Source organism: Dokdonia genika (genome assembly GCF_042652845.1).
Lineage (GTDB): Bacteria > Bacteroidota > Bacteroidia > Flavobacteriales > Flavobacteriaceae > Dokdonia > Dokdonia donghaensis.
The window spans coordinates 353,096-366,683 of sequence record NZ_JBHSHB010000007.1 but is presented as its reverse complement, the minus strand read 5'-3'; the positions used below and the strand labels follow the sequence as shown (position 1 = coordinate 366,683).

At 39.5% G+C, this 13,588-nt stretch carries 12 protein-coding genes; 5 read left to right on the top strand and 7 right to left on the bottom strand.

What is annotated here, in order from left to right:
- The 7 genes from ACFO5T_RS02610 to ACFO5T_RS02580 all read right to left on the bottom strand — a co-directional run bounded on the left by ACFO5T_RS02610 (nucleotide 1) and on the right by ACFO5T_RS02580 (nucleotide 8,929).
- Entirely contained in the window at nucleotides 1-552 is a 552-nt protein-coding gene (locus ACFO5T_RS02610; RefSeq protein ID WP_035337995.1) for a CopD family protein, read from the bottom strand.
- Nucleotides 553-633: 81 nt separating this feature from the next.
- Nucleotides 634-1,302 (bottom strand): outer membrane beta-barrel protein, encoded by a 669-nt coding sequence (locus tag ACFO5T_RS02605; RefSeq protein WP_380031791.1) that lies wholly within the window; start codon nucleotides 1,300-1,302, stop codon nucleotides 634-636.
- Nucleotides 1,303-1,428: 126 nt separating this feature from the next.
- A complete protein-coding gene (locus ACFO5T_RS02600; protein WP_380031789.1) occupies nucleotides 1,429-4,530 on the bottom strand; it encodes a WD40/YVTN/BNR-like repeat-containing protein in 3,102 nt (1,033 codons plus the stop codon).
- 278 nt (nucleotides 4,531-4,808) lie between these two features.
- Nucleotides 4,809-6,188: an MATE family efflux transporter gene (locus tag ACFO5T_RS02595; protein ID WP_380031787.1), complete on the bottom strand. Its 1,380-nt coding sequence runs from the start codon at nucleotides 6,186-6,188 to the stop codon at nucleotides 4,809-4,811.
- Nucleotides 6,189-6,226: 38 nt separating this feature from the next.
- Complete coding sequence (locus ACFO5T_RS02590; protein WP_380031785.1) at nucleotides 6,227-6,862, bottom strand: hypothetical protein; 636 nt, start codon at nucleotides 6,860-6,862, stop codon at nucleotides 6,227-6,229.
- Nucleotides 6,863-6,884: 22 nt separating this feature from the next.
- Nucleotides 6,885-7,925 (bottom strand): ferrochelatase, encoded by a 1,041-nt coding sequence (gene hemH / locus ACFO5T_RS02585; RefSeq protein ID WP_380031783.1) that lies wholly within the window; start codon nucleotides 7,923-7,925, stop codon nucleotides 6,885-6,887.
- Nucleotides 7,926-8,038: 113 nt separating this feature from the next.
- A complete protein-coding gene (locus ACFO5T_RS02580; protein WP_038597990.1) occupies nucleotides 8,039-8,929 on the bottom strand; it encodes an AraC family transcriptional regulator in 891 nt (296 codons plus the stop codon).
- A 217-nt stretch (nucleotides 8,930-9,146) separates the two neighbouring features.
- Here ACFO5T_RS02580 and hemA point away from each other — a divergent pair, with 217 nt between their 5' ends.
- The 5 genes from hemA (at nucleotide 9,147) to ACFO5T_RS02555 (ending at nucleotide 13,586) form a co-directional block, all read left to right on the top strand.
- On the top strand, nucleotides 9,147-10,388 hold the full coding sequence (gene hemA / locus ACFO5T_RS02575; protein WP_375253577.1) for a glutamyl-tRNA reductase: 1,242 nt from the start codon (nucleotides 9,147-9,149) through the stop codon (nucleotides 10,386-10,388).
- Nucleotides 10,381-11,295, top strand: coding sequence for a hydroxymethylbilane synthase (hemC, locus tag ACFO5T_RS02570; protein WP_380031780.1), 915 nt, complete (start codon nucleotides 10,381-10,383; stop codon nucleotides 11,293-11,295). Before hemA ends, hemC begins: the two co-directional genes overlap by 8 nt.
- Nucleotides 11,292-11,972 carry a uroporphyrinogen-III synthase gene (locus tag ACFO5T_RS02565; RefSeq protein ID WP_380031778.1) on the top strand — a complete coding sequence of 227 codons (681 nt, stop codon included), beginning with the start codon at nucleotides 11,292-11,294 and terminating at the stop codon, nucleotides 11,970-11,972. Before hemC ends, ACFO5T_RS02565 begins: the two co-directional genes overlap by 4 nt.
- A gap of 100 nt (nucleotides 11,973-12,072) precedes the next feature.
- Nucleotides 12,073-13,101: a uroporphyrinogen decarboxylase gene (gene hemE, locus ACFO5T_RS02560; RefSeq protein WP_380031776.1), complete on the top strand. Its 1,029-nt coding sequence runs from the start codon at nucleotides 12,073-12,075 to the stop codon at nucleotides 13,099-13,101.
- Nucleotides 13,102-13,127: 26 nt separating this feature from the next.
- Complete coding sequence (locus ACFO5T_RS02555; RefSeq protein ID WP_380031774.1) at nucleotides 13,128-13,586, top strand: DUF6973 domain-containing protein; 459 nt, start codon at nucleotides 13,128-13,130, stop codon at nucleotides 13,584-13,586.
- Nucleotides 13,587-13,588 lie beyond the last annotated feature (2 nt).

Genomic DNA, 13,588 nt, shown 5'->3' with positions numbered 1-13,588 from the left:
TTAGGCATCTGGATTTTTATCTTGTATTTTCTTATACAGTTTTATGCCTAGCATCAATAATACTGCCAGACCTACAAGACCTAACATTCCAAAAATCCAATTGGTTGTACTTTTTGTGACTGCTAGAAAAACAACCGCAAAAAGTATAAGCGTTGCTCCTTCATTCCAAAGGCGCATTTGTCTAGAAGTATATTTAAAAGTACCTGCTTGAAATGTCTTGTGTATACGCCAGGTTTTCCAATGATATAAAAACAACAACACAATAAAAGCAAGTTTAATATGCATCCACGGGGCACTAAAAAGCCCTGGATTTATATAAAACATCAAACTCCCAAAAATCACCGTGAGCACCATAGAAGGCCCTGTAATTATCTTCCAAAGGCGATGTGCCATTAAGCCCAATTGCTTACCAAGTATCTCTTTATCTGGTGATGGTTTTTCACTAGCTTCTACTTGATATACAAAAAGACGTGGCATATAAAATAAGCCAGCAAACCAAGTGACCACAAAAATGATGTGTAGGGATTTGAAATAAGGGTAGTATTCTGCCATAATGGTAAAGATACGAAGCAAGACAAAACAATAAAGGCGCAGAATTTCTTCTGCGCCTTTTAAAAAATTTACTTCTCTATGTTAGAAAAAGATACTTAGTCCTCCAGTTATACCCAAATTAGATGTGGTAAACTTAGCGTCAAAGTCATCATCTGGATCTTTATTTGTTCTATTAGTATAAGCCGTTTCTACATTAATAGCGATTGTTTTATTTAAGAAAAACGCTACTCCAGCACCCGCAGACCACATAAAGGAGCGATCTTTCTGTTCAAAACTCTGAAATACAATATCTGAATCACCACTACTAATAACTGCACTAGTGCCGTCCAATTTTGAATATCCAAAACCAGTACTTGCAGACACGTAAGGTCTTATTTTAGAGTTACCCACATCAAAGTAATAACTCGCAAAAGGCCCTGCATTAAAACTTGATGATGTGTTTTCATTATTACCATCCTCATCTTCATTTTTAAATCTCGATATACCTGTTTGCACACCAAGCGCTAAGTTGTCAATGATGAAATAACCTACTTTCCCCTCCAGCACAAATGTATTAGTCTTGTCTTCACTTACCGTATCCCCATCAAATTCATAAGAAGTTTTTGAGAAATTAAGACCTCCGTTTGTAGATCCACCTAATAATAGTCTGCCCTTTCTTGTAAAATTTTCTCCACTATCAGTCTCTTGAGCAGTAAGGCTCATTGCAAAAAGGAATAAACAGAGTCCCGTAATTGTTTTAAGTTTTGTCATTTTTTGATTTATTAATGAATGAATATTTTGATATAGATGACAATTTACAGAATAGGTTGGTTAAGAAAATCATAAAAAAAAGGCGCAGAATTTCTTCTGCGCCTTTCCAATAAAATATTACTTTATTTACTCCTTTGCATCTTCTACAAAAAGATAATCTAACCTCAAGCTATTAAACTCTTCATTAAACTTAGACACCTCTGCATCTAGCATTGTATCAAAGGCATTGAGTTGTGTATTGATTGCTGCCGTAAGTTCATTTTTTACAGCTACGTCTTGGTCTGTAGGTCCAAAATCTCCCATACCTACAAGACTATTTAAATGCCCTAATTTATTAGTTAACTTAATAGGGAAGTTAAGCGGGTCTTGACCAGAACGGTTCTTAGTCTGATAGAGTTCTTTCTCAATCTTACCAAACTCTTCCTGCATTGTTTTTGCCTTCTCACGCAGTGCTTCTGTACGTGGGTCGTCTTTATATTGAGCAGTAAATGACTTGAGTTGCTTATTGATTTTTCTAATCTTTTTGATACTCTGGTGCGCTCTGTCTACAGATTTATTTACATCAGAAATAAAGTCGTGTTGCTTCTGCATATCTGCCACTGTTGCCTCTGAATTAGGATTTGCAACAATCTCAAAGGTCTCTGTTTGCACATCACCATTTACATTAAGTGACACTTTGTAATTACCAGGTACGGCTTGTGGCCCGTCAAGACTTGCCCACCATAATATCATACCATCTAGACGCTCTGCGCCATCTATTCTAGTATTCCAAGCAAACATATTTCCGCCTTTTTTGACTTTTAGCTTTTTCTTTTTACTACCTGTACTATATGATTGTAAGGTATCACCCGCCATACTCATATAGGTAAGGGTAACGGTATCCTTTTTCTTGTCAAAATCCTTCAGGTTAAAATAAGTCATCACACCACTAGGATGATTAGTTCCAGCTGTAAGGCTCGATCTACCACCACGGCCGCCCATTCGGTACGTTTTCTTAGGTTTAAACAATTTATTTGTTCCCGCTTTCGCGAAAGCGGACTGATGCAACATTCCAAGGTCATCTATAATCCAAAGGCTACGTCCCTGTGTTGCTACAATGAGGTTATCATCCTTAATCGTAAGGTCTGTAATAGGAACGATAGGCAAGTTAAGTTGGAACGATTTCCAGTTTTTACCATCGTCAAAACTGATGTACATTCCCGTCTCTGTACCGGCGTATAATAACCCTTTTTGTTTTGGATCCTCACGTACTACACGTGTAAAATGCTCTGCAGGTATACCACTTGTAATCTTTTTCCACGACTTACCGTAGTCTGTAGTTTTGTACAAATAAGGAGCAAAATCACCTAATTTATAACGTGTACCAGCCACGTAGGCCGTCCCTTCTTCAAAGGCAGATGGCTCCACACTATTAATCATCATATTTTCTGGCATTCCTTTAGGGGTTACGTTTTCCCAAGATTGCCCTCCATTACGAGTTACGTGTATAAGACCATCATCACTACCTACCCAGAGAAGTCCTTCCTTAAGAGGAGACTCTGCCGCTGCAAAAATGGTACAGTAGTACTCTACAGAGGTATTATCTTGTGTGATAGGTCCTCCAGAAGATTTCATTTTTTCTGGATCGTTAGTCGTAAGATCACCACTTATAACTTCCCAACTTTGACCTTCATTTTCACTCACGTGCACGCTTTGTGAGAATGTGTACAACCTGTTAGGGTTATGCTTTGAAAAGATGATGGGGAAATTCCACTGAAAGCGGTATTTCATATCCTCCACACCGTGACCCATTGGGTTATCTGGCCATACAGATACGCTACGTACCGTATTTTTCTCGTGGTTTACACGCGTTAAGAATCCGTCGTAACTTCCTCCGTACACAATCTCATTATTTTCTGGATCTACAGCTATATGTGCAGACTCACCACCAGCGGTACTCTCCCAGTCATTTTCTGTAATGCTACCACCTTCTGTGCGGTGCGGGATACGTATTGTGCTATTATCTTGCTGCGCTACATAAATTCTGTACGGAAACGCATTATCTGTAGTCACACGATAAAACTGAGCCGTAGGCTGGTTCATATAGGTACTCCAAGAACGACCACCATCATAAGACACTTGTGCGCCACCATCATCACCTATAATCATACGGTTAGGATCTTCTGGAGCTATCCATAAGTCGTGATGATCTCCGTGTGGTGCGTTATGTGTACTGAAGGTTTTACCTCCATCTGTAGATTTGTGGTAACGCACATTTAATACATATACTGTATTCTCATCCTTAGTATCTGCATACAGACGTGTGTAATACCAAGCACGCTGGCGTAATTTACGCTCACTGTTTATTTTTTTCCAAGTCGTACCTGCGTCTGTAGAGGTGTATAAACCTCCTTGCTCTTGATTTTCTACCATTGCATACAGACGGTTACTGTTTGCTGGAGAAACGGTGATTCCCATAATCCCTAGTATACCTTCGGCAAAACCATCGTTTGTAGAAATCTCTTTCCACGTCTCACCGCTGTCTGTACTTTTCCACACAGCAGATCCTTCTCCCCCAGAACTTAAACTGTAAGGTGTCCTGCGTGCATTCCACGTAGTAGCGTACAGTACTCGTGGGTTGTTTGGATCTATAATTAAATCTACAACACCACTATCTGCATTTGAGAAAAGTGTTTTTCTCCACGTCTTACCACCATCTGTACTTTTATAAACGCCACGCTCTTGTGTAGGTTTATAAATGTTACCTAAAACCCCTGCATATACAATATCAGAATTAGTAGGATGTACACGTATTCTAGGTACGTGACGGCTATTTTTAAGACCCGACTGTATCCAGGTTTTCCCTGCATCTTCAGACTTCCAGATACCATATCCAGAAGACACGTTACCTCTTAATGTTTTCTCACCACCACCTACGTAAATAACGTTTGGGTCGCTTTTTGAAACCTCAACGGCTCCTATACTTCCTCCAAAATAACCATCTGAGATATTTTCCCATTCTTTACCACCATCTGTAGTGCGCCACACGCCACCACCAGTACTCCCCATATAAAATAGGTCTGGCTGTCCTGGCACTCCAGTGACGGCAGCACTTCGACCACCTCGGAAAGGGCCAATGAGTCTATATTCTAAAGCTTCGTAAGTAGAGGGGTCTGGTGTTTGTGCAAACGTATCAAAAGATAATACTGAGCACACCGCCAGTAATAGGTAGCATAATTTTGTCTTCATTTGGATTGTGTTTGTTATAGCTAAGAAAATTACACAATTCTCTATGAAGTAAGAAGCAAGGATGAATTTTTAACGCTTTCGCGAAAGCGTATACCCTCTAATCTCTATAAAATTAACGTCATTATTATCATCTCGACAAAAGAAAGATCACACTTCAAGCTCAGAAAATCTATCAATACTCAACAACAACCGCTCACAACTATGGGATTTCTCGGCAAGCTCGAAATGACAGAGATACGTTTTGGAGTGCTTCACTTTTTCGCGAAAGCGCAGAAATACTACTCGTCTATTACTACAAGATTATTTTTTACATCACGCCTTAAAAAATAGCCTGTTACTACGGTAGACAATACATCTGCGATAGGAAATGCAATCCACACTCCCCAAACACCAAAAAAGTTAGGTAATATGAGTATAAGCGGGATTAAGAAGAAGCCCTGCTTAGTAAGGCTGAGCAGTAAAGCTGGTATCGCTTTACCTATGGCTTGAAAATACACAGCTCCTATTAACTGTATTACAATTATGGGCGTCGCAGCAAAGACAGTGCGTAGTGCATTAGGGGTGCGTTCCATCAATACTTTATTATCTGCTACGGCTTGAGCTTGTGCGTTGCTATCGCTTATAAACCAAGACACAAAAAAATCTGGTACCGTCATTATGATTATAAAAATAGCTAGTGCAAGACCGCCTGCATAAAGAATGGAAGTATTGATTGTTTCTCGCACGCGTGCATATTGGTTTGCTCCATAATTATAACTAGCGATAGGCATAAATCCTTGAGTAACGCCTATTACTGGAAACAAGGCAAACATTAACATTCTACTTATAATCCCGTAACTAGCGACATCTAGGGCATCTCCATAATTAATAAGTACATTGTTAAGTAATATAGTAAGCACAGAAATTACTCCTTGTCGCGCAAGTGTCACAGAACTCAAACCAGAAATTTCTGAAACAATTGTTCTTGTAAGCACAAGGCATTTAGGTACAATTCTGAGTTCGCTCTTGAAAATGAAAAACCATACGATAAAAGCAAAACACACCGCATAACTCGCAAATGTTGCCCAGGCAGCACCTTCCATCCCATAGCCTAGCACATTGATAAGAAGGTAATCCATCCCTATATTACCTATAGCTGGGAGAATCATCGCATACATCGCAAATTTGGGTTTACCCTCTGCACGTATCACGTTGTTACCCATCATACACATTGCAAGCATTACAATACCGTAAAGTACAATGCGGTAATATGTGAGCGCCATATCTTTAAAAGAGTCATCTGCTCCAAAAAACTCTATGAGCGTGTTTTGAAAAACGAGTCCTAGAATTGCTAGTAATCCAGATACTAGAAAGGTGAGTGTTATTTGATTACCAAAAACACGAAGCGCCTTATCATCATCACCAGAACCTAAGGCCCTAGACAGTACAGAACTACCACCTATACCTACGGCAAGTCCTATAGCTGCTATAAAAAAGGTTACGGGTATAACTACTGTAATGGCACTAATGGCAAGAGGACCAATCCATCTTCCTACAAAGATGGTATCTACTATCATATTGAGCGACATCACGAGTATCCCTATAGATGCGGGTACAGCTTGCTGTATAAGCAAGCTAGAAATCGATTTGGTGCCTAAGGCAGTAGATTTTTTGTTCAACTTATAGCTTTAAGTAAAGTCATATTTTGATATTCCTATCATTGACATTGATCATTATAAAACTGAACCATCTGAGCGGCGGTTTTTCTCCCAAATTCATTTGACTCTAATTTTGAAATAAGGCTAGGGCAATCTTGGAAATAATCTTTGGCAGCTTTTTTAAAGTTACGTGCTAAGCCTGCCTGTGGTGTTGCTAGCCAAAAAAGCTTTTCTTCCTCTCTTTTTTTTACAAACAATGTATATTGAGAATAATTTGATGAAAAAACGGTTTTTTGATCTACGTGACCATTAGGATATCTAGTAAATTGAGTGGTTTCTGGTGTTTGATAATTTATATTTTGAATATATAGCTGTACCGGGCCGTCTACAATCAATTGTACTTTAGTATACTTCAAGTTTTTTAAGCTTTTTTGATCTTTTCTAAAGCGATATTTATGAATATGATAAAGAATTGTCTGATCGTTCTCTAAAATGCTAACGCTATCTAATTCTTCAAATTGATATTTTTTCTTTTTCCCTTTTAACTCCTTACTAAATTTCAATTCCCAAAAAGTATCTCCAAAGACATATCCTTGTTGAGATGTCCCATCCTTAAAAAACAAAGTTGCGGGACTCTTTTGTGCCAAGAGATTTAGTGAACAAATGGATAAGCAGACAAAAAAAAGAAATCTCATAAAGTATAAATTTTATAATCATTTAGGCTATCGCCTTCCCACTTTCTACAAGCGCCCATTCATTTATCCACCCTGCAACAACACCTGCCCAGTCATCACGATCATTGATGCAAGGAATGGTATGGAAGTCCTTTCCTCCAGCTTCGTGAAAGATTTCTTCACCCTCCATCGCAATTTCCTCTAGCGTCTCAAGACAGTCTGATACAAATGCTGGTGTTGCAATTGCCATTTTCTTAAATCCTTCTTTACCCATACGTTCTATTGTACGGTCTGTATACGGCTGTAACCACGGGTCAAAACCTAAACGTGATTGAAAGGAGGTAGAGTAAGTAAGTGGCTCCATACCTAAATATTCGCCTACTAACCTTGTGGTCTCATAACACTGATGACGATAGCAAAACTCGTGTGCCTTAGATTGTGACATACAGCAAGAACCATCTATTTTACAGTGCATACTCGTCACATCACTTTTACGTATGTGCCTTTCTGGAACACCGTGATAAGAAAATAACAGATGTTCATAATCTACACCTTTAAGGCTATCTGCAATAGAGTCTCCTAGCACCTTGATATACTCTGGCTTGTTGTAAAATGGTTTTACATCTGTAATCTTCATCTTAGGAAAAAACTCAGCACGTATCTCTTCGGCTAGTACTAAGATGGTTTCTGTAGTTGCCATTGCATACTGAGGATATAATGGTAATAGCATTACCTCATCAATCCCTTGATCGTGTAATTTTTGAAGTCCTTCTTTTATAGAAGGTGTACCATATCGCATTGCGATTTCTACAGGGAGTTTTGTGTGGCTTTGCACTTTTTTCTGCAAGCGTTCTGTAAGAACAATTAATGGTGATCCTTCATCCCACCATATCTTACTATAGGCCTCTGCACTCTTTTTAGGGCGTGTATTTAAGATGATACCTTTTACTAGCAATGCTCTTGCTGCATAAGGAACATCTATTACGCGCTCGTCCATTAAGAACTCGCCTAGGTATTTTTTTACGTCTTTTGGATCTGTACTATCTGGTGATCCCAGATTGACCATTAAAACTCCTTTGTTCATTTGTTGGCAATTTTTCTTTAACAAAAATAAGGCTTAACCTTCTTTTAAATGTTATGATTGTTATAAGACTTTGTGATAATGGTATTAGTTTTTACGCTTTCGCGAAAGCGTACCTACCCCAAGCTCATTAAATACTTTTTTGGGGTGGTCCCAAATTTCTTTTTAAAAGCAGCTATAAAGTGACTCGCCGTGCTATAACCTACTTTAAGACCTACCTCATTTACATTATGTGATCCCGTCTCTAGCAACTGGCGTGCGACTTCCATTTTATAGTCAAATAAGAAGCTAAACACAGAATCACCATAAATCTGTTTAAAGCCTTCTTTTAATTTACTGAGTGAGAGACCTATCTCATCTGATAATTCGCTTAGTGTTGGTGGTGCATCCATTCTTGCAATGATTATTTGCTTAGCACGCTTTATTTTTTGCACATTATCTTCATCTACTAGAAAAGGGCATTGCTCTATATCTACATCTGCAGGCCTATTAAAGTACAGGCTTAATAGCTCGTAACTTTTTCCCTTAAAATACAATTGCATTATAGAAGGGTGCAAGCTATAATTCATTAACTGGTTAAGTACAATCGCCATACTTGGTGAGATGCTGCCGTCCTTGTAGTATTTTCTATCTTTATTTTCATCACTTAAGAAATGCATAAAATTTGCCTCGCTAGAAAATAGGCTGTGAAATTTCTTGATAGAGATAATGACACTCACCAGCCAGGTCTCTGGGGCGAGTTCTAGATTCATAGGTAAATCACGCTGCGGATTATATAGCAACAGCGAATTCTCATCTGTAATAGAAAGTTGATAGGCTCCGTTATTAAAATTAAACACTGCAGAGCCCTTGATACAAAAATGAAACTGTATAAAGCTACTATCTACCTCTCGCTCCACTTGGCTCACATTAGAATCGTTGTTATCAAAACGTAAGACATAAAAACCGTCTTCTATTTTAATCTCTTGAAGCAAACCTTGAGCGTTACTTTTTTTATTTAATTCCATTTTATTGATCTCTTTTTTATTTAGAATCACTCTAAATTAAGACAGACACATTCCTTTGCCACTAGCAGTCACAGCAATAGCTTACACAAATTTACGGTTTATTACAGACGTGATAAACCGCTCTCGACACAAATGATTCTTCTAGCGTTATTTTTTAAGGAGAGTGACCTTTATTTTTGCACTCCCTCATATTTGGGATACAAATAGAATTATACTTTTGAATAGAGAGCAACAGTTTTATGCCATAGGTCTGAGTTACAAAAAAGCAGACGCGACCACGCGTGGGCATTTTGCAATATCAGAAACAGCACAAGCCGCCATACTTAATGGCGCTCGCGATGAAGGCGTTACGGCTCTTACCGTAATATCTACTTGTAACCGTACAGAGTTATACGGCTTTGCACCAGACGCGATTACATTAGTAAAAATTTTATGCGAGCATACGCACGGAACTATAGAAGAGTTTCTAGACGTAGCATACTTGCACAAGGGAGATGACGCAATTGCCCACCTCTTTAAAGTAGGTACCGGTCTTGATAGCCAGATACTAGGCGATTTTGAAATTATAGGTCAGCTTAAGATAGGTTTTAAGCGTTCTAAAAAACTGCAACTTATTAATCCTTTTATGGAGCGATTAGTAAATGCCGTTATTCAAGCCAGTAAGCGCATTAAAAATGAGACCGAGATATCAAGTGGTGCAACTTCGGTGAGTTTTGCAGCGGTACAGTATATAATGGCACGCGTGCCTTATATGTCAGAAAAGAATATTCTTCTTTTTGGTACCGGTAAAATAGGTCGCAACACTTGCGAAAACTTAGTAAAGCACACTAAAAATGAGCACATCACCCTCATTAATAGAACTAAAGAAAAGGCAGATAAAATCGCTGGTAAATTTAACTTACTAGTAAAAGAGTATGCCCAGATAGAAAGTGAGATTGCACAAACAGATGTACTCGTTGTAGCCACAGGAGCTCAAAAACCTACGGTAAGCAAAGAGATCATTCATTCTAAAAAGCCGCTTCTTATACTAGATTTATCGATACCTAAAAATGTATCTAATGATGTAGAAGAGCTAGAGAATGTCACACTCATACATCTAGATCAATTATCAAAAATGACAGACGCTACACTTAAGCGTCGTCAAGGATATATCCCACAGGCAGAAGCCATCATAAAGGAAATTACAGACGAGTTTAACGCCTGGTTACAAACCAGAAAGTTTGCTCCTACCGTAAAGGCTCTCAAGGCTAGACTTAAAGAAGTACAAGCTGCAGAGATAGAAAATGTACGCAAGAAAACTCCAGATTTTAGCGAAGCGACAGCAACAGCTATGAGTGATAAAATCATTCAGAAAATCACAAACCAGGTAGCACATCACCTGCGTCACGCAAATGGAGAAACCGAAGAAAGCATTGCCTTAATTTCCACTATTTTCCAACTAGATCAACATAATGTCTAAAACGATACGAATAGGCACTCGAGACAGTGAGCTCGCTCTCTGGCAGGCAAAAACAGTTCAAAAACAACTAGAAGATCACGGCTATACCACAGAGCTCGTACCTGTAAAATCTACAGGAGACCTCATACTTGACAAGCCGTTATATGAACTAGGTATCACCGGCATTTTTACAAAAACACTAGACGTTGCAATGCTCAATGGTACGGTAGATATTGCCGTACATAGTATGAAAGACGTCCCTACGGCATTACCTATAGGGATTGTGCAAGCTGCAGTATTACCTAGAGCAGAGACCGAAGATATTTTAGTACACAAAGGCGCGCCAGATTATAAGCAAGCCTGCACCATCGCGACAGGTAGTTTAAGAAGGCAAGCCCAGTGGCTCAATCGCTACCCTAACCACAAAACCACAGATATACGTGGTAATGTAAATACACGCTTACAAAAGCTAGAAGAAAGTGACTGGACGGGCGCGATTTTTGCAAAGGCAGGCCTTAAACGCATCAATGTACTTCCAGAAAATTATGAAGTACTTGACTGGATGATTCCTGCGCCCGCACAAGGAGCTATGCTCGTAGTAGCGATGGAAGAAGATACATTTTCTAAAGAAGCTTGTGCAAAGCTTAATGATCGCACAACAGCATTGTGCACACATATAGAACGCGAGTTCTTACGCACGCTAGAAGGCGGTTGTACCGCACCCATAGGTGCACTAGCACAAGAAATAGATGGAGCAATACGTTTTAAGGGAGTCCTTTTTTCACTAGACGGAGCGACAAAGATTGAAGTTGAGCAAGTAGTCTCAACAGAAAATGCACTAGGTTTTGGTACAGACTGTGCGCTAGAAGTTCTTGATAATGATGGTAGAGCATTAATGAAGGAAATCAAGATTAGTTTGAAAAAATGACCGTACTATCCACAAAAAAACTAAAGCCTCACCAGCGAGAGCTACTTCTCAATGCAGGCTTACAATTTGTGGAATATGATGCGATACGTACACAAGAGGTTGCTTTTACGCTTTCGCGAAAGCTAAAAAATATCATTATCACCTCTCAAAATGGAGTACGTGCTTTATGTAACAACCTTTCTAGTGAGCAATTAGAAAGTATAAAAAGTTGTTTTGCTGTTGGCATAAAAACAACAGCACTTCTAGCCGAAAATGGCATAAAAGTGACAAAAACAGCTCAAAATGGAGAAGAATTGGCTCGTTTTATAGTCGAAAACCATAAAAACGAATCATTCACTTACTTCTGCGGGAGACAGCGCAGAGATGAGTTACCTACATTACTCAAAGAAAATAATGTAGCGTGTGAAGAGGTGGTGGTTTATGAAACTCATCAAATAACACAGTCCTTTGACCGTACATTTGATGGTATATTATTTTTTAGTCCGAGTGGTGTGAACGCTTTCGCGAAAGCGAACAAAAACACACGAGCAATAGACAGCATAGCGTTTTGCATAGGCGAGACCACTGCAACAACAGCTAGATTACACTTTAAAAAGGTAATTGTGTCTAATGCAACAACTATAGAAAGTACGATTGCGAAGGCGGTGAAAATATTGAAAGAAGAATCTAGAACATAAGCGTCTAGAAAAACATAAAATTGTCCCCTCGAGCGCAGTCGAGAGGTTCATTATAAGAGTACAATTAAGTTCTCGACTGCGCTCGAACAGACCTAGAGATATGAGCATAAAAAACGACCTATTTTTAAGAGCACTTAAAGGAGAAACTGTAGACCGTCCACCAGTATGGATGATGCGTCAGGCTGGAAGATACCTTCCAGAATTTATGGAAATCAAAGCAAAGTATGACTTCTTTACACGCTGCCAGACTCCTGAGCTTGCGAGTGAGATTACCGTACAACCTATACGTCGTTATGGGATGGATGCTGCTATTTTATTTTCTGATATCTTAGTGATCCCACAGGCAATGAATATTGATGTAGAAATGAAGCCTAATGTAGGGCCGTGGTTGCCTAACCCTATACGATCTGCAAAAGATGTGGAGCAAGTAATTGTTCCAGATATCAATGAGACGCTAGGCTATGTGATGGATGCCATTAAGATGACTAAGGAAAAACTCAATGACGAGATTCCGCTTATAGGTTTTGCCGGATCACCGTGGACGATACTTTGTTACTGTGTGCAAGGTCAAGGGTCAAAAAACTTTGACAAGGCAAAGGAGTTTTGTTTTACACAACCACTAGCCGCGCACGCTTTACTTCAAAAAATCACAGATACTACCATTGCTTATCTTAAGAAAAAAGTAGAGGCTGGTGTAAATGCAGTACAAGTTTTTGATAGCTGGGGAGGAATGCTCTCACCGGTAGATTATCAAGAATTCTCGTGGCAATACATACAGCAAATTATAGACGCGCTTAAAGATGAGGCTCCCGTAATTGCCTTTGGAAAAGGATGCTGGTTTGCACTTGATAAAATGGCAAAGTCTGGAGCATCTGCACTAGGTGTAGACTGGACGTGCTCTGCACGGAACGCGCGCTACCTTACTGGTGGTAATATCACGCTTCAAGGTAACTTTGACCCTACTCGATTATTCTCACCTCCTAGTGAGATCAAGAGAATGGTACACGAGATGATTAATGAATTTGGCAAAGACAAGTACATTGTAAATCTTGGTCACGGTATTTTACCTAACATTCCTATAGAAAATGCAGGTGCATTTATAGAAGCTGTAAAAGAGTATAAAGCATAATGAACGTCTGGGCTGTTGTCAAATCTATGGATTTTAAACAGCTGTGGAGCCTTTTTTGGCTCAGTGCACGCCATCCTCGATTTGTGATTCCTACCATAAGGGGGACTCGCAAAACAGTTGCTATATGCAATAAATATTATGGCAAAAAACAGCACCTCAACGGCCCAGAAAATGCTTTTAGACACGCCCTGTGGAATATGCTTATCGTGCACCTTAGTGTGCAACGAGGCTTGCCACTGCAGCGGTCGCTGGCGTGGGCAAAACGGTTTACAGACTGGCACGAAGATTTTTCTCCTAACGCACCCTTAGAGCGTGCGATGGACTTGCACAATAACCGCGTGGGGCGCGACCTCATCACTAGTCTTTGCGGGCAAGACGAAGAGCAGCTAGTGACACAACTACTGGAGATGGTCCCGCTTTCGCGAAAGCGTACTACCCTAAAAGAAATCAAGCGTTGTGACACAGTACTGGTTCACTTAGAGTGATA

What these genes read in the sequence shown, in the direction of transcription:
- ACFO5T_RS02610 (WP_035337995.1), bottom strand. Translation starts at nt 552, where the DNA reads ATGGCAGAATACTACCCTTATTTCAAATCCCTACACATCATTTTTGTG.
- ACFO5T_RS02605 (WP_380031791.1), bottom strand. Translation starts at nt 1,302, where the DNA reads ATGACAAAACTTAAAACAATTACGGGACTCTGTTTATTCCTTTTTGCA.
- ACFO5T_RS02600 (WP_380031789.1), bottom strand. Translation starts at nt 4,530, where the DNA reads ATGAAGACAAAATTATGCTACCTATTACTGGCGGTGTGCTCAGTATTA.
- ACFO5T_RS02590 (WP_380031785.1), bottom strand. Translation starts at nt 6,862, where the DNA reads ATGAGATTTCTTTTTTTTGTCTGCTTATCCATTTGTTCACTAAATCTC.
- hemH (WP_380031783.1), bottom strand. Translation starts at nt 7,925, where the DNA reads ATGAACAAAGGAGTTTTAATGGTCAATCTGGGATCACCAGATAGTACA.
- ACFO5T_RS02580 (WP_038597990.1), bottom strand. Translation starts at nt 8,929, where the DNA reads ATGGAATTAAATAAAAAAAGTAACGCTCAAGGTTTGCTTCAAGAGATT.
- hemC (WP_380031780.1), top strand. Translation starts at nt 10,381, where the DNA reads ATGTCTAAAACGATACGAATAGGCACTCGAGACAGTGAGCTCGCTCTC.
- ACFO5T_RS02565 (WP_380031778.1), top strand. Translation starts at nt 11,292, where the DNA reads ATGACCGTACTATCCACAAAAAAACTAAAGCCTCACCAGCGAGAGCTA.
- hemE (WP_380031776.1), top strand. Translation starts at nt 12,073, where the DNA reads ATGAGCATAAAAAACGACCTATTTTTAAGAGCACTTAAAGGAGAAACT.
- ACFO5T_RS02555 (WP_380031774.1), top strand. Translation starts at nt 13,128, where the DNA reads ATGGATTTTAAACAGCTGTGGAGCCTTTTTTGGCTCAGTGCACGCCAT.